Annotated in this window: 16 protein-coding genes; 8 read left to right on the forward strand and 8 right to left on the reverse strand. The window is 73.7% G+C overall.

Annotated elements, in window-relative coordinates; translation table 11 throughout:
- Positions 1-196: 196 nt before the first annotated feature.
- The 5 genes from IE257_RS09650 to IE257_RS09670 all read right to left on the reverse strand — a co-directional run bounded on the left by IE257_RS09650 (position 197) and on the right by IE257_RS09670 (position 3,561).
- Positions 197-913 carry a DUF6333 family protein gene (locus IE257_RS09650; protein WP_229920232.1) on the reverse strand — a complete coding sequence of 239 codons (717 nt, stop codon included), beginning with the start codon at positions 911-913 and terminating at the stop codon, positions 197-199.
- A 217-nt stretch (positions 914-1,130) separates the two neighbouring features.
- Positions 1,131-2,042 (reverse strand): ADP-ribosylglycohydrolase family protein, encoded by a 912-nt coding sequence (locus IE257_RS09655; protein WP_189966773.1) that lies wholly within the window; start codon positions 2,040-2,042, stop codon positions 1,131-1,133.
- A 65-nt stretch (positions 2,043-2,107) separates the two neighbouring features.
- Positions 2,108-2,521, reverse strand: coding sequence for a VOC family protein (locus IE257_RS09660; protein WP_189966775.1), 414 nt, complete (start codon positions 2,519-2,521; stop codon positions 2,108-2,110).
- Positions 2,518-3,078, reverse strand: a complete 561-nt coding sequence (locus IE257_RS09665; RefSeq protein ID WP_189966777.1) for a MepB family protein — start codon at positions 3,076-3,078, stop codon at positions 2,518-2,520. Before IE257_RS09665 ends, IE257_RS09660 begins: the two co-directional genes overlap by 4 nt.
- Before the next feature lie 90 nt (positions 3,079-3,168).
- Positions 3,169-3,561, reverse strand: a complete 393-nt coding sequence (locus IE257_RS09670) for a TOBE domain-containing protein (protein WP_189966779.1) — start codon at positions 3,559-3,561, stop codon at positions 3,169-3,171.
- Positions 3,562-3,652: 91 nt separating this feature from the next.
- Here IE257_RS09670 and IE257_RS09675 point away from each other — a divergent pair, with 91 nt between their 5' ends.
- Genes IE257_RS09675 through IE257_RS09685 form a run of 3 tightly spaced genes read left to right on the forward strand, consistent with a single transcriptional unit; the run spans position 3,653 to position 8,282 of the window.
- Positions 3,653-4,621: an oxygenase MpaB family protein gene (locus tag IE257_RS09675; RefSeq protein ID WP_189966781.1), complete on the forward strand. Its 969-nt coding sequence runs from the start codon at positions 3,653-3,655 to the stop codon at positions 4,619-4,621.
- Between the two features lie 26 nt (positions 4,622-4,647).
- On the forward strand, positions 4,648-6,714 hold the full coding sequence (locus IE257_RS09680; protein ID WP_189966783.1) for a serine/threonine-protein kinase: 2,067 nt from the start codon (positions 4,648-4,650) through the stop codon (positions 6,712-6,714).
- Positions 6,711-8,282, forward strand: coding sequence for a phytoene desaturase family protein (locus IE257_RS09685; RefSeq protein WP_189966785.1), 1,572 nt, complete (start codon positions 6,711-6,713; stop codon positions 8,280-8,282). The genes IE257_RS09680 and IE257_RS09685 overlap by 4 nt, the downstream gene beginning before the upstream one ends.
- A gap of 443 nt (positions 8,283-8,725) precedes the next feature.
- Here IE257_RS09685 and IE257_RS09690 read toward each other — a convergent pair whose 3' ends face one another.
- Positions 8,726-9,175, reverse strand: a complete 450-nt coding sequence (locus IE257_RS09690) for a nitroreductase family deazaflavin-dependent oxidoreductase (RefSeq protein WP_189966787.1) — start codon at positions 9,173-9,175, stop codon at positions 8,726-8,728.
- A 40-nt stretch (positions 9,176-9,215) separates the two neighbouring features.
- A complete protein-coding gene (locus tag IE257_RS09695) occupies positions 9,216-10,424 on the reverse strand; it encodes an FAD-dependent monooxygenase (RefSeq protein WP_189966789.1) in 1,209 nt (402 codons plus the stop codon).
- A 110-nt stretch (positions 10,425-10,534) separates the two neighbouring features.
- On the opposite strand from IE257_RS09695, the gene IE257_RS09700 reads away from it, so the two are divergent.
- Together IE257_RS09700 and IE257_RS09705 are read left to right on the forward strand one after the other, a co-directional pair.
- Complete coding sequence (locus tag IE257_RS09700; protein ID WP_189966790.1) at positions 10,535-11,197, forward strand: TetR/AcrR family transcriptional regulator; 663 nt, start codon at positions 10,535-10,537, stop codon at positions 11,195-11,197.
- Between the two features lie 385 nt (positions 11,198-11,582).
- Entirely contained in the window at positions 11,583-12,986 is a 1,404-nt protein-coding gene (locus IE257_RS09705) for an alpha/beta hydrolase family protein (protein ID WP_189966792.1), read from the forward strand.
- Positions 12,987-13,425: 439 nt separating this feature from the next.
- On the opposite strand, the gene IE257_RS09710 is transcribed toward IE257_RS09705, so the two are convergent.
- Positions 13,426-15,345 (reverse strand): serine hydrolase domain-containing protein, encoded by a 1,920-nt coding sequence (locus tag IE257_RS09710; RefSeq protein ID WP_189966794.1) that lies wholly within the window; start codon positions 15,343-15,345, stop codon positions 13,426-13,428.
- Between the two features lie 352 nt (positions 15,346-15,697).
- Here IE257_RS09710 and IE257_RS09715 point away from each other — a divergent pair, with 352 nt between their 5' ends.
- The 3 genes from IE257_RS09715 (at position 15,698) to IE257_RS09725 (ending at position 19,662) form a co-directional block, all read left to right on the forward strand.
- Entirely contained in the window at positions 15,698-16,813 is a 1,116-nt protein-coding gene (locus IE257_RS09715) for an NAD(P)H-dependent flavin oxidoreductase (RefSeq protein WP_189966796.1), read from the forward strand.
- A gap of 5 nt (positions 16,814-16,818) precedes the next feature.
- The gene (locus IE257_RS09720) at positions 16,819-18,402 is read left to right on the forward strand and encodes an acyl-CoA synthetase (RefSeq protein WP_189966798.1); all 1,584 of its coding nucleotides are present in this window, start codon (positions 16,819-16,821) and stop codon (positions 18,400-18,402) included.
- Positions 18,403-18,558: 156 nt separating this feature from the next.
- Positions 18,559-19,662 (forward strand): calcium:cation antiporter, encoded by a 1,104-nt coding sequence (locus IE257_RS09725; protein WP_189966800.1) that lies wholly within the window; start codon positions 18,559-18,561, stop codon positions 19,660-19,662.
- The last annotated feature ends 22 nt before the right edge of the window (positions 19,663-19,684 follow it).

Here is a 19,684-nt window from a genome sequence, read left to right on the forward strand (position 1 = left end):
CCTCTCCGGTGGGGCCTTGAGGGGGTGCGGGCGGCGCGTGGGCCCCCGTGACGTGTACGCGCCACCTCGACCACCATAGCCCTCACCAGTCACAAGTAAAGACGAGTTAAGGCGTGTCGACGAAGCGCCAACACCACTGTGGAGGCAGCCAGTTCACACGTCGCCCTCAGCCCCAGGGGCACCCGCCGGCTTGCGCCTAGACGAAGTACAAGCCCTCCATGTCCCTCACCGCGGCTTCGGAGTGCCGCACACGGAACGCCGTCGTCTCCATCTCCTCCCACCCCCACGGATCCGAGTGCCCGAGCGCCAGGCCCCCCAGGCCGGCCCAGTAGACCTCGTTCGCGGGCGCGTCCAGGTCGACGCCCGCGTTGTCCACCATCCACCCTCTGAGATCCAGGGACGCGATCACCGCACCCGGATCGCCCGACATGACGAACGGCTCGTCATCCGGCCATCCCGATGCGTGGAACATCGCTCCGTCCGGCAACCACACGATGTTCTCGGTGTGCTCCATCCCCCCGTGGTAGGAGACCCGTCCCACGATCCGCGCATCCGGGAACCGCTCCCGTAACTCCTTCGCGGCCGACCGGAGCGGCTCGTCGTTGCCGTCGGTCGCGAACGCGGGAGTCGCGATGCTCAACATGCCGCCCCACGCGGCAGCGTGCACGATGTCCAGATCAGACCGTGCTGCCGAGGGGAGCGGGGTCTGTGCGGAGCGCGGCCCGAGGTCCTCCAGGACGGCCTCGATGCCCTCGAAGGACTCGACGAACGCGCGTGCGCGTTCGGGGTCATTGGGGGGCAGGTTGCGGGCGTCGACATTGAATGGCGCCTCGAACGCTGTCAAGTGGCACAGACTCATCGAGCCGCGCACGATCCGGTCCGGCGCAGAGGTCCAGTAGGTGTTCTCGTTCATGCGGGCCACCGTAACGGCCGGCGATGACAGAAGTGCCGTTGCCCAGGCGGTCGGTTGAGCAGGGTGGCGTTGCGTGAGACCGCCCACGCCTTCTCGTCCAGCAGCGGAATTGATGCACCATCAGTACCTTGTCTGCGGGGCGGAGACCTGCCCCGTACGCACGATTCACCACTCGACTCAACCGCTGGTCACAGGGTGTGTCACTTGGGTCCCTGGGTCACCTCGGCACGGCCGCGGGCAGCGGTTCGCGGGCCGTGTGCCAGGCGGGCGGGAGTGCGGCGACGCCCGTGCGGGCGGCGATGACCCCGCCCGCGATGGCGCACGTGGTGTCGATGTCGCCGCGCCCGCCGACGGTGGACCACAGGCCCTCGTGCAGGTCGTCGAGGTGGCCCGCCGCGCACCAGAGGGCGTACGGGACGGTGTCGGGCCCGGACATCCGGTAGCCGGAGCCCAGGACCTCCGCGGCGTGCCGGACGGAGGTGTGCTCCGGCATGCGCGCCGCGATCCGCACCCCGGACCGGACGTCGCCGACGGGGAGCCGTTCGGCGACGGCCCGGAGGAAGGCCGGCCGCGCCGGGGCAGGGCCGCCCCGGCTGCGGGTGGCCAGCGCCGCGGCCAGGGCGACCGCCACCGCCCCGGAGACGGCCTCCGGGTGGTGGTGCGAGACCGCGCTCTGCCCGGCCGCCTGCTCGGCCACGGCATCGAGGTCGGCGGCGTGCCAGGCGCCGAGCGGGGCGACGCGCATGGCCGCGCCGTTGCCCCAGGAGCCCTGGCCGCCGAACTGTCCGGCGACCACCTCTCGCCACGGTTCGCCCGCGCCGATCCGGCGGAGCACGTCGTGCATCGAGGCACCGTAGCCGCGGTGCGCGTCCTCGGCGTAGGCCTCGGCGAGGCGCAGGGCGAGACGGTCCTGGTCCACGGCGCCGCCGCCCTCGGCGAGTTCCCGGACGAGCACGAGCGCCTGAGCGGTGTCGTCGCTCCACCGCCACAGCGGCTCCGGCGGCGGGATCCGCGCCTCCAGGGCTGCCGGGCCCTCGCGGCGCAGGATGCCGAACCAGCGGTCACCGAAGGCATCTCCGAAGGCGAGTCCGGACAGCGAGTCCAGTGCGGCGGCAGGCAGATCGATCATCGGAGCAGTATCACAAGCCGCCCGCGCCCCGGCACTGCGATTTCGGTGCGGAGGCCGGCCGGAGGTCAGCCGGAGGGCGGCAGAGCGACGAGTTCGACCTCGAAGCCGTCCTCGTTCTCCAGGTAGGCGGCGCAGTGCCGGGGGCCGCCCGCGTACGGGTGGCGGTCGGGGAACATCAGGCGCCAGCCGTGCCGGGTCGCCTCCCCGGACAGGCGCTCGACCGCGGCGGGGTCCTCGACGTGGAAGGCCAGGTGGTTCAGGCCCGGCCGGCAGCGGTCGTGCCGGTCGGCGGTGAGGGCCGGGGACTCTTCGACGACCAGGTACGTCGGTCCGAGCCGCCAGCTGCGGCCGTTCTCCCAATGCTGGAAGGGGGAGTGGCCCAGCGCCTCCAGGAGCCAGCCGAGGGAGGCGATCGCGCGGTCGAGATCCGGCACCCAGAGTTCGACGTGGTGCAGCGTGCCGCTGACCGGCCGGCTCATCCGTAGAGCTCCCGGGCGCGGTCGAGGTCCACCGGCCCGTTCTGGGGCAGCTGCAGGAAGTGGTCGAGCTGCCATGCCTGGGCACTGGCCGCCTGGCGGTTGGTGGTGGTCACCCACGGCGGGTAGACGCGGAAGGCGCGCTTTCCGCCGGAACCGTCCGTCGACACCACCCCGTGCCGCTGCAGCGCCTCCCTCGGGAGCACGAACTGCCCGGCGCGGTCTCCGTCGCGGGTGCCGATGACGAAGAGGTCCACGGGGTCCGCGGCGTCGAAGGGCTGGATGGGCCCGCCCGCGGACCGCTTCCAGACGGTGACGAACTGGCCGACCTTGGTGGGCGTCGTCCGCGCCGCGCGGAACCGGACGGAGCGGCCGTCCAGGGTGAAGGTGTGGGCGGCGTACTCCGCGCTCTCGGCCTCGGGGACCGGTTGCGAGCAGGTGAATCCGCAGGGGTCGTAGACGAGCGCCTTCGCCGCTGCGAGGTCCGCGTGGACCGCGACGGTGTCCGTCCACGGTGCGGGATGGGCAGGGGATGTCGGCGCGCGGTGCTTCGTCGTCATGCCCTCACCCTGTCACGGCCGGGACCGGACCATGACCGGGCCCGGGGACGGGGCTGCCGGCCGGCCCGGGCGGGCCTGCCGGCCGTGTGTTCAGTCGAGGTCGACGTGGACGCTGGTGGACTTCACACGGGCGACGGCCCGGACGCCGACCGCGAGCCCGAGTTCCTCGACCGCCTCGCGGGTCAGCAGGGAGACCACCCGGTGCGGGCCGGACTGGATCTCGACCTGGGCGGCGACGTCGCCGAGCCGCACCGCCGTCACGATCCCGGGCAGTGCGTTGCGGACCGAGGTGGTGGACTCGCCGTCGCCCTCGGTCGCCTCCTGGGCGAGCGCCACGCAGAAGGCCGCCAGATGCACGCCCTCGACCATCCGCCTGTTGCCGTCCCGCAGGGTCGGGAAGCGGCCCGCGTCCGCCCAGCGGCGGGCGGTGTCGGTGCTGACGCGGAGGAGTTGAGCGGCTTCGCCGATCGTGTAGAGCTGCACGCCGCAACTCTATGCCCGCCGCAGCGGCCCCGGATCGGTAGGCTGGCACCGCCGGGCGCCCGCGACGTGGAGGCACGCAGTGGAGGTACGGATGGGGAACACCGCGACCGGCCCGGCCGAGCCGACCGGCCCGATCGAGCCGACGGCCCCGCGCCCACGCGGCGGGGCCGACCCCGGACTGTACGGCCCGTCCTCCGTCACCTGGCAGTGCCACGGCGACCCGATGATGTGGATCGCGGGCATCCGGGCGCTCTACCTCCAGGCCCTCCACCCCCGCGCCGTCCGCGGGGTCATGGAGAATTCGGCCGCTTTCGACCGGCACGGCAACGGCGGGGGCGACGCCTGGGGGCGCCTGCTGCGCACCGCCGACTTCGTCGGCACCCTCACCTACGGCACCACCGAGGCCGCCGAACGCGCCGGCCTCCGCGTCCGGACGATCCACCGCAAACTGTCCGCCACCGACCCGGACACCGGCGAACGCTTCCCGGTCGACGACCCCGCGCTGCTGCTGTGGATCCACTGCGCGCAGATCGACAGCTTCCTGCACGTCCTGCGCCGATCCGGCGTCCCCCTCACCCCCGCCCAGGCCGACCGCTACGTCGACGAGAACCGGGTCAATGCCCGCCTGGTCGGACTCGACCCGGCCGACGTACCCGCCGACACCGCCGGACTCGCCGCCTACTTCGACCGGATCCGCCCCGAACTCGCGGCCGGCCCCGACGCCCTCGCCGTCGACGACTTCCTGCGCGGCCCGCCCGTGCACCCCCTCCTCGTGCGTGGCCGAAACCTGCTGTGGCCACACGTCGCGGGTCTGGCATACGGTTCCCTCCCCGGCTGGGCACACCGGCTGTACGGTCGGCCCGCACCGGACCCGCGCAGCGTCACCCGGCGCCTGCGCCTCACCGGCCTCGTGCTGCGCAGCATTCCCGCAGGTCTACGCTGGCAGCTGCCTCCAGGTCACATCTTGAAAGCGATGCGTCGCATGGGCCCCGGGAGTCGCCCCTCGCCGTACACACTGCGTACATCAGCGGCCATACTGGACCGGCCGGGGAGGGCGTAGCACGACAACGGGGGCGGCTTCAAGACATGGCGGAGTCCAGACTGATCCAGGGCCGGTACCGGTCGCTCGATCTGATCGGGCGCGGCGGGATGGGCGAGGTGTGGCGCGCCCGCGACGAATCGCTGGGCCGGCAGGTCGCCGTGAAGTGCCTCAAGCCGATCGGCGCCGAGCAGGACGCCCACTTCACGCAGGTGCTCCGCGAGCGGTTCCGGCGCGAGGCCCGCGTGGCCGCGTCCCTCCAGCACCGCGGGGTCACCGTCGTCCACGACTTCGGTGACGACAGTGCCGCGGGCGGCCCCCTCTACCTCGTCATGGAACTCCTCGAAGGCCGCAACCTCAGCCAGCTCCTGGAGGACAACGACGCCCGGCCGCTCCCCGTGGACGTCGTCGTCGACATCGCCGAGCAGATGGCCGCCGCCCTCGGCTACACCCACGACCAGGGCGTCGTCCACCGCGACCTGAAGCCCGCCAACATCATGCGGCTCACCGACGGCACCGTGAAGATCTGCGACTTCGGCATCGCCCGCCTCGCCCACGACATCGGCTTCACCGCCAAGCTCACCGGCGGCGGCATGGCCATGGGCACCCCGCACTACATGTCGCCCGAGCAGATCGCGGGCGGCGAGGTCGACCACCGCAGCGACCTCTACTCCCTCGGCTGCGTGCTCTACGAGATCGCCACCGGCGCCCCGCCCTTCGACCTCGGCGACTCCTGGTCGGTGCTGGTCGGCCACCGCGACAACACGCCCGTGCCGCTGCGCGAGCACCGCCCCGAGCTCCCCGGCTACTTCGATCAGGTGGTCCTGGACCTGCTCGCCAAGCGCCCCGAGGACCGGCCGGGCGACGCCCGCCACGTGCACCGCCGGCTCGTCGAGGCACGGGTCGGACCGGGCGGGCTGCCCGGCGCCCAGGCCCCGCTGCCGGCCTGGGCCCGCGGGATGACCGCCGGACGCAAGGCCGGGATCGACGCCCGACCCGCCAGCGGCGAATGGGCCGTGCTCACCGGTGCCTGGACGGCCGCGCGCCCCGCGGGCCGTCCCGGCGCCACCATCGTGCGCCCCGCGCCCGCCGAGGACCCCCGGCTCACCGCGGCGTACGGTTTCCCGCGCCCCGCCGGCCCCCGCGACAGCGGTCCCGACGCGCTCGCCGCCGGTCACGCCCGGGCGTACGCCCTCAGCCGCGCCGGCCGCCCCGAAGAGGCGCTCGCCGGGTACACGGCCGTGGCCGAGGGACGTGCCCGGGTACTCGGCGCGGACCACGCCGACACCCTCGCCGCGCGCCAGGAGACGGCGTACGAACTGGGCCGGCTCGGCCGTCACCAGGAGGCGCACGACGTGTACCGCGCGGTCCTCGTCGCCCGTGAGCGCACCATGGGCGCGCTCCACCCCGACACCCTGCGCTGCCGGCACAACCTGGCCTGCTCGCTGGGCGCGCTGGGCCGGTTCGCGGACGCCCATGCCACCGCCGCCGCGGTAGCCGCCGACCGGGCGGCCGTCCTGGGCGCCGAGCACGCGGACACCCTGCTGACCCGGTACGAGGCGGCGTACGCCCTCGGCCGCCTGGAGCGCTGGCAGGAGGCCCTGGCGGCCTTCCGCGAGGTCGCCGCCGTACGGGACCGGGTGCTCGGCCGCGACCACCCCGACACCCTGGCCGCCCGCTACGAGGTCGGCATCGCGCTCGGCCGCACCGGGAACAGCGCCCGGGCCCTCGACCTGTTCCGGGCCCTGGTCCGCGACCGCACCCGCGCCTACGGGGTCACCGACCCGGAGACACTCCGCGCCCGGCACGTCCTCGGCGTCAACCTGGGCCGGCTGGAGCGATGGGAGGAAGCGGTGGCCGAGGCCCGCCAGGTGGGCGCCCTGCGCGCCGAGGTGCTCGGCCCCGAGCATCCGGACACCCTGGTCAGCCGCCGGGAACTGGCCGGAGGGCTGGGCCGGCTGGGCCGCTGGGACGAGGCGCTGCCCCTCTACCGGGACCTCTCCGGCATCCGCGAACGGGCCCTCGGCGACGACCATCCCGACACGGTCCTGGCCCACGCCGACGAGGCTCACTGTCTGGAGCGGCTCGGCCAGGTGTGCTACCAAGAGCCATGACGACCTTCGGGCGGGACGTGTACGACGACGTGATCGTGGGCGGTGGGCACAACGGCCTGGTGGCCGCCGCGTACCTGGCCCGGGCGGGCCGCTCGGTGCTGGTCCTGGAGCGGCTCGCCGCCACGGGCGGGGCGGCGATCTCCAGCCGCCCCTTCGTGGGCGTCGACGCCAGACTCTCGCGCTACTCGTACCTCGTCTCCCTGCTCCCCGCGAAGATCGTGCGCGACCTCGGCCTGAAGTTCGCCGTACGCCGGCGCACGATCTCCTCGTACACGCCCACCGAGCGCGGCGGGCGGCCCGGCGGACTGCTCGTCGGCGGCGGCGAGCAGCGCACCCGGGAGTCCTTCGCGCGGCTGACCGGTTCGGAGCGGGAGTACGAGAGCTGGCGCGACTTCTACGGGACCACGGGGCGGGTCGCCGGGAAGGTCTTCCCGAGCCTGACCGAGCCCCTGCCCACCCGGGCGGAGCTGCGGGCCCGGATCGACGACGAGGCCGCGTGGCGGATGCTCTTCGAGGAACCGCTCGGGCAGGCCGTGGAGCGGTACTTCGCCGACGACCTGGTCCGCGGGGTGGTCCTCACGGACGGGCTCATCGGTACGTTCGCCGACGCGAACGACCCCTCCCTCGCGCAGAACCGATGCTTCCTCTACCACGTCATCGGCGGCGGCACCGGGGACTGGGACGTGCCGGTCGGCGGGATGGGCGCTCTGACGGACGCGCTCGCTGCCGCCGCCCGGGCGGCCGGGGCGCAGATCGCCACCGGCCACGAGGTGCTGCGGATCGACACGGACGGCACCGCCCCGGCCGAGGTGGTGTTCCGCACGGCGACGGGGGAGGGCCGCGTCGTCGGCCGGACCGTGCTGGTGAACGCCTCGCCGCGGGCCCTCGCCGAACTCCTCGGCGAGACCCCGCCCGAGGGCCCGGGTGCGGCTCCCGAGGGCGCCCAGCTCAAGGTCAACATGCTGCTGCGCCGACTGCCCCGGCTCCGGGACACCGGCGTGGACCCCCGCGAGGCCTTCGGCGGCACCTTCCACATCGCCGAGGGCTACGCCGAACTGGCCCGGGCCCACGCGGAGGCAGCCTCCGGCGAACTGCCCTCCGTACCGCCCTCGGAGATCTACTGCCACTCGCTGACCGACCCGACGATCCTCGGGCCGGAGCTGGTGGAACAGGGCTACCAGACGCTCACCCTCTTCGGACTGCACGCCCCGGCCCGGCTGTTCGGACACGACAACCAGCAGGCCCGCGAGGTCCTGCTGACGGCCACCCTCGCGCAGCTCGACGCGCATCTGGACGAACCGCTCACGGACTGCCTCGCCTTCGACGCGGACGGCCGCCCGTGCATCGAGGCGAAGACCCCCCTGGACCTGGAGCGCGAACTGCGGCTGCCGGGCGGCCACATCTTCCACCGCGACCTGTCCTGGCCGTACGCCGACGGGGGCAGTGGCCGCTGGGGCGTGGAAACCGCACACCGCAACGTCCTGCTGTGCGGGGCGGGCGCGGTCCGCGGCGGTGGAGTCAGCGGCGTCCCCGGCCACAACGCGGCGATGGCCGTTCTCGGGCACTAGGGCCGTCCCTTTCGGATCCTGCCGGGCCCGCGGCGTCCGTCGCCGCGGTGCAGCCCGGTGGGGCGGATGGCCGAAATCAGCCGGGGTGGGCCGCCCTCACGCCTAAAGTCCTACTCGGGAGTAACTTGAGTGGTGGCAGCGAAATGAGTGACAGGGTGCGCGCCGTCAACCGGGTCAACTGGCGCTCGGGCGACCCCGATTTCTTCGCGGCGGCGAAGGAGGCGCTGGGCGGCGACCTGCCGGACGCCGAGGCGCGGGCGCTGCTCAACACCCTGGAGCCGGACGAGTCCGCGGCGATCGGGGCCGCCGATGCCCGCGGGCTGCCGGAGAAGTGGGGTCGGCTGCCGCGCACGTTCTTGCGCTTCACCGAGGACCGCGCCATCCGGGCGGGGAAGGGCCCTGCCCGGGTGCGGCGTCGTTCGGCCGGGCCCGGCCGGCAGGGTCTACGCGACCGGCTCGATGACGACGATCGGGATCTCGCGGTCCGTCTTCGCCTGGTACTCGTCGTACGCGGGCCAGTGCTTGACCATCACCGGCCAGTACGCGGCGCGCTCCTCGGGCGTGGCGGTACGGGCCGTGCCCTGCATGACCTTCGGGCCGACCTGGATGCGGACCGTCGGGTGCTCGGACAGGTTCCGGTACCAGAGCGGGTGCGCGGGATCACCGCCCTTGGATGCGACGACCAGGTAACTGCCGTCGGCCTCGCCGTAGATGAGCGGGGTACGGACCGGCTTGCCCGACACCCGGCCGAGGGTGGTGAGCAGGAGGGTCTGGGTTCCGTTCCAGTACTGGCCCTCGGAGCCGCCCGAACCCACGTACAGCTTCACGTGGTCCAACTGCCAGGTGCCCTCCCTGGGGTCGGTCGGGTCGTCCCAATCGATGTCGGTCGTCATGGGGATCTGCCTGCCTTTGCGTTGAAACAGTCAACGAACCTCACCAACGAGTCCCAACGCCCGCGGGCACGGTGTGCATTCCGTCCGGGAGCGCGAATCCGTCGAACAGCGCATCCATTGCCCGGTACGCGGCGCCGGCCGGCGTGGCCCGGACGGCGAGGTCGCGGACGGCCACGGCGAGGGGGTGGGTGAGAGCGGCGATCCGGCCCGCCCGGCGGGCGCGGACGCGGATGGCGTCGGTGCGTGCGCACCGGGCCGCGCTGTAGGCGGCGAGCGCGGCCGGGACGTCCGCCGGGCCGGTGTCGGCCAGCAGATGGCCGAGGACCACGGCGTCCTCGACGGCCTGGCAGCCGCCCTGCCCGAGGTTGGGGGTCATGGCGTGGGCGGCGTCGCCGAGCCAGGCCAGGCGCCCGTGGTGGAAGCGGGGGAGCGGGGCGGCCAGGTCGTACAGGTCGTGCTGGAGGACGGCCCCCGGGTCGATCCGCTCCAGCAGGGCGGGGATGGGGTCGTGCCACGTGCCGTAGCGGCGCAGGAGTTCGCTGCGGAGGTCGGCGGGGCGGTGCCCGGCGGGGGCGACGGCGGTGGCGTAGAGGTAGATCCGGCCGTCGGCGAGCGGGACGACACCGAAGCGCTCGCCGCGCCCCCAGGTCTCGGCGGTCTCCGTGCCGGCGCGGCTCGCGGGGGCGGGCAGGACCGTGCGCCAGGCGGTCTCCCCGCTGTGGCGCAGGCCCGGGTGGTCCGGGAAGTACTGACGGCGCAGCGGGCTGTGGATGCCGTCGGCGGCCACGACGAGGTCGGCGCCCGCGAGGTCGCCGGCGCCGGTGCGGACCACCGGGGAGCCGTCGGCGTCGTCCACCGAGGAGACCGCGGCGCCGTAGCGGACGGTTCCGGCGGGGAGGGCGGCGGTCAGGGCGCCGGTGAGCGCCGAGCGGTGCAGAGCGAGCGGCGGACCGCCGTAACGGGCGGCCAGTGCGGCGCCGTCGGCGCGGCTGAGCCAGCGGCCGTCCGGGCGGCGCAGGCCCATCGCGGCAGGGACGGTACGACCCGCCGCGCGGGTGGGGTCGAAGCCGATGGCGGCGAAGGCGCGCAGGGCGTTGGGGGCCAGCACGATACCGGCGCCGACGGCGGTCGGCCCGGGCGCCCGCTCGCACACGGTGACCCGCCAGCCCCGCCGGTGCAGGGCCAGGGCCGCCGTGAGTCCGCCGATCCCCGCTCCCGCCACGACCGCGTGACGCTGAACTGCCGACATGACGAGTCCTCCTCTGCCGCTTCTTCCACTGCTTCTTCCGCAGTCGAGTCGCCGGATCCTCTACATCTGTAGAGTCCGACGTTCTCACTCTACAGCTGTAGAGTGGACGGATGTCCACCACCGCGGATCGCAGAACGCTGATCGCCGACACAGCGATCGACCTCGTGGCCGCCGCCGGGCTGCGCGGGCTGACCCACCGCGCGGTCGACGGCGCGGCGGGGCTGCCGGCCGGGAGCACCTCCTACTACTTCCGTACGAGGACGGCGCTCATCGGGGCCTGCTACGCGCGCTTGGCGGAGCTGGACCTCGGTGACGTCGGCGACCTCGGAGGCGACCTCGGAGGCGACCTCGGTGGGGATCCCGGTGGGGATCCCAGTGGGGATCCCAGTGGTGCGAGTCCGCCCGTGCCCCCGGTGGCGGGCCGGGAGACCGCAGTGGCCGCGCTGGCCGGGCTCCTGCACCGCTGGCTGACGGTGGGGCGCGAGCGCCAGCTGGCCCGCTTCGAACTCAGCCTCGAAGCGGCCCGCAACCCCGAGCTGGAGGCGGACTTCCACCGCGCGGGCCACGGCGCCCGGGTCCGCGCCTCGGGCGTACTCGCCGCTATCGGGGCGCAGCGCCCCGAGGAGGCCGCCGAACTGCTGGTCGCCTGGACCGACGGACTGCTCTACGACCGGCTGGCCGGCGCCCTCGCCCGCTCCCGCCCGGCCCCGGACCTCGCCGAACTGACTTCCATCACCCGGCGGATGATCGACGCGGCCCTCGCCGAGGCCTGACCCCGCAGCGGTGGTTGTCCGGCCTCCGGCGTCGCACGGGGAACTTCCCCGGGTCGTTCGCTGTTGTTCCATATGTGGGTACGGGCGGCTTTCGCCCGCGCGTGCTCACCCGCAGACGCCCAGGCCGGCCACCCCCCCCGGTCGGCCCGGGCCCGCCCCGATCGGCCTCTCCCCCCCCTGGCCGGTCGGGGCCCGAAAACCTGGGCAGGCATCCCCCGGACGGCGCAAGACCGGCGGCGTCCGGAAGCCCGCACCGCCCCCGTCGGGGCACAGCCCGCCACCTGCCGGTTCGGGCCACGGCCGGCGCGGTGGCCCGTGCCCGGAGCGGACCGCGCGGGACGGGACGGGAGGCCGGCGCGCCGTGCCGGCGCTACGTTCCGGAGGCATGAAGCGCATATCTGGTGATCGGCACCCCGGGCCCACCCGCCGCGCCCTGCTCACCGCCGGGGCCGGCGCAGCCCTCGCGGCGGGTTGCGCGCGCGGCGGCGCCCCCGGCGCTCCGGCGGCAGCGTCCAGCGGCCCCGCCACCCCCACCGCGGCCGCCGGCGGTCTCACCCCGGGCGTGATGACGCTGTTCAAGGACCCGGCATACAACTTCAACGGACTCCTCGCGCTCGGCGCCTCGGGCGCCGGCGCCGCCGAGGTCGGCGAGGTCCTCACGGCCGTGAACGCGATCAACGGCTCCGGCCTGACCGCCCAGACGTACACGCAGACCTTCCGCACGCTCGGCGACCAGCTGCTGAAGGCACCTCCGGGTGCGCCGGCCGACGGCCAGAGCAAGCGGTTCCGGGCGCTGCGCGCCGCCCAGTACTACGGACAGGCGCTCTTCTTCGTCCTCGGCTCGGACGACCCCGGCAGCGAGGAACAGCTCTACAAGGCGGGGCGCGGGGCCTGGGACGCCTTCTGCGACCTGTGCGAGCCCGCCCCGGTGAAGGCGAACGTGCCCTACGGCACCACACCGCTGCCGGTGTGGTTCTTCCGCCCCGACGGCTCCGACACCCCTCGCCCGACGGTGATCCTGACGAACGGGAGCGACGGGCAGAACGTGGACATGTGGACCTACGGGGTTCCTGCCGCGCTGGACCGGGGCTGGAACGCGCTCGTCTACGACGGGCCGGGCCAGGGACAGCTGCTCTTCGTGGACCAGGTGGTGTTCACGCCCACCTGGGAGAAGGTCGTCACGCCCCTCGTCGACTGGCTGTCGGCTCGCCCCGACGTGGACCCCGGCAGGATCGCCCTGACGGGTCTGAGCATGGCGGGGGACCTCGCCCCGAGGGCGGCGGCCTTCGAGACCCGGATCGCCGCGCTGGTGGCCATGCCGGGCTGCCTGGAGCCGTGGCTGGGCTTCCCGCCCGAGATCCGGCAGATCCTCACCCCCGACAAGCAGGAGACGAACGACATCTGGAACAAGGAGGTCGTCCCCGAACTGCCGCCGGACGCGGCCGCCGTGATGAAGAAGCGCTTCGAGCCGTTCTCCGTCCCCGCCATGCTCGAAGCCCGGCAGGGCAAGCTGTTCACCGACTTCTACACCCCCGCCACCCGGATCCGGGCGTTGTCCATCACCGATGTCGTCGGCCGGATCAAGGCCCCCACCCTGGTGCTGGACTACGAGGGCGAGCAGTTCTACCCCGGCCAGCCGCGCCGCATGTACGACGCCCTCACCTCACCCAAGGACTACCTGAGGCTGACGGCCGCCCAGGGCGCGCAGTTGCACTGCTCCCCGATGGCCCCGCAGCTGCACTGCGAGGTCGTCTTCGACTGGCTCCGGACGACGCTCGGGGTCCGCTGACGGAAGAGCCGCCGCTGACGGACGGCCCGGGCCGCGCCGCGGTCCCGGCAGGACGCGAAATCCCTGGCCGGGGCCGCCGCGACTTCGCATGATGGGGGGAGTCGTCGCCGCCCGGCGACGACTCCGATCCTTCCGGGCGGAGCAGCACTGCCATGGCGACCATCGCGGTGACCGGCCACGTGAACCTCACGGGGGCGAGCGTCGCGCCGGTCGCGCAGGCGCTGTTCGCGCTGCTCGCCCGCCACCCGGCCGCGGAGCTCACCGGCATGTCCTGCCTCGCGCCGGGAGCCGACACGGTCTTCGCGGAGGCCTCCATACCGTCCACCGCATCTGAGTCGGCCCCCGCGCACGAGGCGCCGACTTCCGGCGGGGCGGCCGCCGTGGACGATCCGAGGAATCGGCGTACGTCGACGGTGCCGGACCGCGGGGTGGGCGGCGGTCAGTCCGCCGACCGGGTCCAGCCGACCGCCTCCACGCGGTCGGCGTCGACGGGGCGGTCCTCGGCGAAGAGCAGCCGGCCCGGTTCCGCGACGCGTACGACGTCCACGTAGACCCCGCGGCCCACGTAGCGGCCGGTCGCGGCGTGGCGCAGCCGCAGCCGTACCTCGCGGCCCGTCCACGCGGACGTGAGGGGGGCTTCGAGGCGGTGCCAGACACGGCCCGACCAGCCGCTCACGGAGCCCCGCGGCCACTGCTCGGGGGCGCCGCCGGTGGACCGCACCGTGCTGAAGGGCAGCGGCTCCCAGTGCTCCCCGTCGGCCGAGGCCTCCAGGTGCAGGGCGCCCTCGCCGGGCACGGTGTCCCACCACACGGCGCAGCGCAGCCGGGCGGCGGCCGTGGCCGGGCGGAGCGGCGGCAACGTGAGGGTGCCCGAGGCGCCCGGCCGGATGCCGGAGAACCAGGCCGCGCCGCCGTGCCGGGTGCGGACCGGGACGGCGCGGGCGAACAGGTTGCCGACGGCGACCCGTGGCGCGCTGCCGGCCCGCCAGGTGCGCACGGGGTGGACGGAGTTGCCCAGCAGGATCAGGAACGAGTCGGTGGAGGGGTCGAGGACGAGGGAGGTGCCGGTGAAGCCGGTGTGCCCGGCGGAGTGCGGGGTGGCCATGGCCCCCATGTACCAGTGCTGGTAGAGCTCGAAGCCGAGGCCGTGGTCGTCACCGGGGAACGCCGTGTTGTAGTCGGTGAAGAGCAGCTCGACGGAGGCGGGGCGCAGGATGCGGCGGCCCGCGTAGACCCCGCCGTCGAGGAGGGCGCGGGCGAGGACGGCCAGGTCCCAGGCGGTGCCGAAGACCCCTGCATGGCCCGCGACACCGCCGAGCGCGTACGCGTTCTCGTCGTGGACCTCACCCCACACCAGTCCGCGGTCCAGACCGGACCAGGGCGGGCGCTGCACCTCGGTGGCGGCGGTGACGCGGCGCCAGGAGAACGGTGGGTTGTACCGAGTGCGGTGCATCCCGAGCGGAGCGGTGATCTCGTCGCGGAGCAGGGCATCCAGAGTGCGACCGGTGATCCGTTCCAGGAGCAGCTGCAGCGAGATGAGGTTGAGATCGGAATACCGGTAGACGGTCCCGGGGGTCTCCTGCGGCCGTACCGACCACAGCAGCCTCAGCTGCCCCTCGCGCGTGGACTCCTGGTAGAAGGGCGCCCAGGAACGCAAACCCGAGGTGTGCGTGAGCAGCTGACGGACCGTGATGATCTCCTTGCCGCCCCCGGTGAACTCCGGCATGTACCGGCACACCGGGGCCTCCAGTTCCATGCGCCCGCGCTCGATCTGCTGCACGGCGAGGATGGAGGTGAACAGCTTGGTCAGCGAGGCCAGGTCGAAGACGGTGTCCTCGGCCATCGCGATCCGCTCGGCCTCCGGGAACTCCCGGACCCGGTCGGTCCGCCCGTCGTAGTCCGCGTACCGGACCGCGTGGCCCATGGCGCGGTGCAGGGCGATGGTGCGGCCCCGGCCGGCGAGGACCACCGCCCCGGCGTAGTAGGGGTGTTCGGGGGAGGGGCCCAGGAAGCGCCGGGCCTCGTCCGCGACCCCCTCCAGGTGTTTCTCCAGCAGGCCGGCCTGGCGCGCCGACCCGTACCGCAGCCGCAGCCCCTGGAGGGCGCGCCGCTCGGCCGGGCTGCCCGCGGCGCCGGCGGCGCCTGCGGAACCGGGGAGCGCCGCGTGCAGGACGAGGACCCCGCCGAGCGCGAGCAGCCGCGCCCCGAGCCGTCGCCGCGTCAACCCGCCACCGGCTGCCGCGGGCCCGCCGCTGGTCTGCTCGCGCCCGTCGCCGGTCTGCTCGGGCCCGCCCGTTGCGGCCCGTGCGGGCCGCGCTTCTCCGCTCGCCGCGCCGAAAGCCCCCGTGCGTACTGTCATGTCCGCCCTCCTGTCCGCTGTCCACCTGCGGCGTCGTCTCCCGGGGCTCCGCCCCGAACCCCGCGCCTCAACCGCCGGCGGTGCCTTCTCCCGGCGCTCCGCCCCGGGTCCGCGCCTCACGCGCCGCCGGGCTGGACCGCCCCGCCGACCGCCCGTGGGCGTCACCGCCCGGGGCGCGGCCCGGGGGCCGTCAGGGCCCCGGATCCGCCGAGCGCGCCGCAGGCGCCACCGCACGCTAGTGGGTATCTGCCCGCCCGTCGGGTACCGTCCGCACCGACCGGCCCGTAAAGAATCTGACACTGCATCAGAAAATCTCTTCCCTCGACTGCCGGGCTGCGGCATCCTGCCGCCCATGGAGACGGAGCTGAGCAAGAAACTGGGAGTCGAGCACGCCATCTTCGGCTTCACGCCCTTCCCGGCGGTCGCCGCTGCCATCACCCGCGCCGGCGGTTTCGGCGTACTCGGCGCGGTCCGCTACACCGCCCCCGAGGAGCTGGCTCGCGACCTCGACTGGATGCAGGCGCACACCGACGGCAAGCCTTACGGCCTCGACGTCGTCATGCCCGCCAAGAAGGCCGTCGACGGCATCGGCGAAGCCGACATCGAGGCGATGATCCCGGCCGGGCACCGCGACTTCGTCCGCGACACCCTCGCCAAGCACCACGTGCCCGAGCTCGCCGAGGGCGAGGCATCCGGCTGGCGGATCACCGGCTGGATGGAGCAGGTCGCCCGGCGCCAGCTCGACGTCGCCTTCGACTACCCCATCAAACTCCTGGCGAACGCCCTCGGTTCCCCGCCCGCCGACGTCATCGCACGTGCCCACGACCACGACGTCCTCGTCGCCGCCCTCGCCGGTAGTGCCAAACACGCCCGCCGGCACGCCGAAGCCGGCATCGACATCGTCGTCGCCCAGGGCTACGAGGCCGGCGGCCACACCGGCGACATCGCCACCATGGTCCTGGTCCCCGAGATCGTCGAGGCCGTCGCCCCCCTCCCGGTCCTCGCCGCCGGCGGCATCGGCAGCGGCGAGCAGATCGCCGCCGGCCTCGCCCTCGGCGCCGAGGGCGCCTGGCTCGGCTCCCTCTGGCTCACCACCACCGAGGCCGACCTCCACTCGCGCGCCCTCACCGAGAAACTGCTCGCCGCGGGATCCGGCGACACGGTCCGCTCGCGCGCCCTCACCGGCAAGCCCGCCCGCCAGCTGCGCACCGAGTGGACCGACGCCTGGGACGACCCCGAGGGGCCGGGCGCGCTGCCCATGCCGCTCCAGGGCCTGCTCGTCGCCGAGGCCGTCTCCCGGATCCAGAAGTACGAGATCCAGCCCCTGCTCGGCACCCCCGTCGGGCAGATCGTCGGCCGGATGACGGAGGAACGCAGCGTCCAGGCCGTCTTCGACGACCTCACCGGCGGGTTCGAGAGGGCGATCGACCGCATCAACCGCATCGCCGGCCGAGTCCGAGAGGCGTGACCGACATGACCGCCACGACGTCCACGACCCCCGCCACCGATCAGCAGCCGCCCAACGGCTTCTGGGCGCAGGCCGCCGCCGACCCCGGGCGCACCGTGCTGGTGACCCCCGAGGGAGAGGAATGGAGCGCCGGCCGACTGCACACCGACGTCAACCGCCTCGTCCACGGCCTGCGCGCCGCCGGACTGGAGAAGGGCGACGTCTTCGCCGTGGTCCTCCCCAACGGGGTCGAGTTCCTCACCGCGTACCTGGCAGCCTCCCAGGCGGGCTTCTACCTCGTGCCCGTCAACCACCACCTCGTCGGCCCCGAGATCGCCTGGATCGTCTCCGACTGCGGGGCCAAGGTCCTCATCGCCCACGAGCGCTTCGCCGACGCAGCCACCGCCGCGGCCGACGAGGCGGCCCTGCCCGCGAGCCACCGCTACGCCGTCGGACCGGTCGCGGGCTTCCGGCCGTACGCGGAGCTCCTCGACGGACAGCCCGCGACCGCCCCCGAGGACCGCACCCTGGGCTGGGTCATGAACTACACCTCCGGCACCACCGGACGGCCGCGCGGCATCCGCCGCCCCCTGCCCGGCAAGCTCCCGGAGGAGACGTACCTGGGCGGCTTCCTCGGCATCTTCGGCATCCGGCCGTTCGACGGAAACGTCCACCTGGTCTGCTCGCCGCTCTACCACACGGCCGTCCTCCAATTCGCGGGCTCCGCCCTGCACATCGGGCACCCGCTCGTCCTGATGGACAAGTGGACCCCGCAGGAGATGCTGCGCCTGATCGACGGCCACGCCTGCACACACACCCACATGGTGCCGACCCAGTTCCACAGGCTCCTCGCCCTCCCGCAGGAGACGAAGGACGCGTACGACGTCTCCTCGATGCGGCACGCCATCCACGGGGCCGCGCCGTGCCCCGACCACGTCAAACGGGCCATGATCGAGTGGTGGGGCCGCTGTGTGGAGGAGTACTACGCGGCCAGCGAGGGCGGCGGCGCCTTCGCGACGGCCGAGGACTGGCTGAAGAAGCCGGGAACCGTCGGCAGGGCCTGGCCGATCAGCGAACTCGCCATCTTCGACTACGACGGCAACCGGCTGCCCGCCGGGGAACTGGGCACCGTCTACCTGAAGATGAACACCGGCGGCTTCAGCTACCACAAGGACGAGGGCAAGACGAAGAAGAACCGGATCGGCGACTTCTTCACCGTCGGCGACCTGGGGCTGATGGACGAGGAGGGCTATCTCTTCCTCCGCGACCGCAAGATCGACATGATCATCTCGGGCGGGGTGAACATCTACCCGGCCGAGATCGAGTCCGCCCTGCTCACCCACCCGGCCGTCGCGGACGCCGCCGCCTTCGGCATTCCGCACGCCGACTGGGGCGAGGAGGTCAAGGCGGTCGTCGAACCGGCCGAGGGCTTCGCCGCGGGCGACGCCCTGGCCGCGGAGATCCTGCACCACTGCGAGCGGCAGCTCGCCGGGTACAAGCGCCCCAAGACGGTCGACTTCATCGAGACCATGCCGCGCGACCCGAACGGCAAGCTCTACAAGCGCCGGCTGCGCGACCCCTACTGGGAGGGCCGCGACCGGCCGCTCTGACGCCGGCCGCGGACGCGGCGGCGGGTCGTGTTCCGCCGCCGCGTGCACGGGACCGCTGCCCGCCACGCCGGGCGATGCCGTGAGAAGAGCCACGTCAGGGCCCCGGAGGCGCGCCTTCCGCCGCACGGGCGGGATACTTCTGGCAACTTGGCTGATATGAGTACGACTGCGCGCAAGTCTCCCCTGACCGACTGGACCGTGGTGGTCCCCGTGGTGGCGCTGGTCGCGCTCGTCCTCAGCTGGGGGCGCGACCTACCCGGCTTCGCGGTGGCGCTCGTCGCCCTCTGCCTGGCGGGCGCGGTCCTCGCCGCCGTCCACCACGCCGAGGTCGTCGCGCACCGGGTCGGTGAACCCTTCGGCTCCCTCGTCCTCGCCGTGGCGGTCACCGTGATCGAGGTGGCGCTCATCGTCACCCTGATGGCCGACGGCGGTGACAAGACGGCCTCGCTGGCGCGGGACACGGTCTTCGCCGCCGTCATGATCACGTGCAACGGCATCGTCGGCCTGTCCCTGCTAGTCGGCGCCCTGCGCAACCGGGTCGCCGTGTTCAACCCCGAAGGATCCGGTGCGGCCCTCGCCACCGTCGCGACCCTGGCCACCCTCAGCCTGGTGCTGCCGACCTTCACCACCAGCAAGCCGGGCCCGGAGTTCTCCACCGCGCAGCTCACCTTCGCCGCCGTCGCCTCGCTCGCCCTGTACGGGCTCTTCGTCGCCGTCCAGACGGTCCGTCACCGCAGCTACTTCCTGCCCGTGGACACCGAGCAGGGTCCCGGCGGAGGCGAGGACCATGCGGAGCCCCCCACCGCCCGCGCCGCCCTCATCAGCCTCGGCCTGCTGCTGATCGCGCTCGTCGCCGTGGTCGGCGACGCCAAGGCCGTCTCCCCGACCATCGAGCGGGCCGTCGCGGCCGCCGGCCTGCCCCAGGCGGTCGTCGGTGTGATCATCGCGCTGCTCGTCCTGGCGCCCGAGACCCTCGCCGCCGTTCGTGCCGCCCGCCGCGACCGCGTGCAGACCAGCCTCAACCTCGCCTACGGATCCGCCATCGCCAGCATCGGCCTGACCATCCCGGCGATCGCCCTCGCCTCGATCTGGCTCTCCGGCCCGCTCCTGCTCGGCCTCGGCCCGATCCACATGGTGCTGCTCACCCTCACCGTCATGGTCAGCGCCCTCACCATCGTCCCGGGGCGGGCCACGCTGCTCCAGGGCGGCGTGCACATCGTGCTGCTGGCCGCGTACCTCTTCCTGGCCGTCAGCCCGTGAGGGGCCGGGGCCGGGAAGAGGA

It is taken from the genome of Streptomyces avidinii (assembly GCF_014650695.1).
GTDB classification, from domain to species: domain Bacteria; phylum Actinomycetota; class Actinomycetes; order Streptomycetales; family Streptomycetaceae; genus Streptomyces; species Streptomyces avidinii.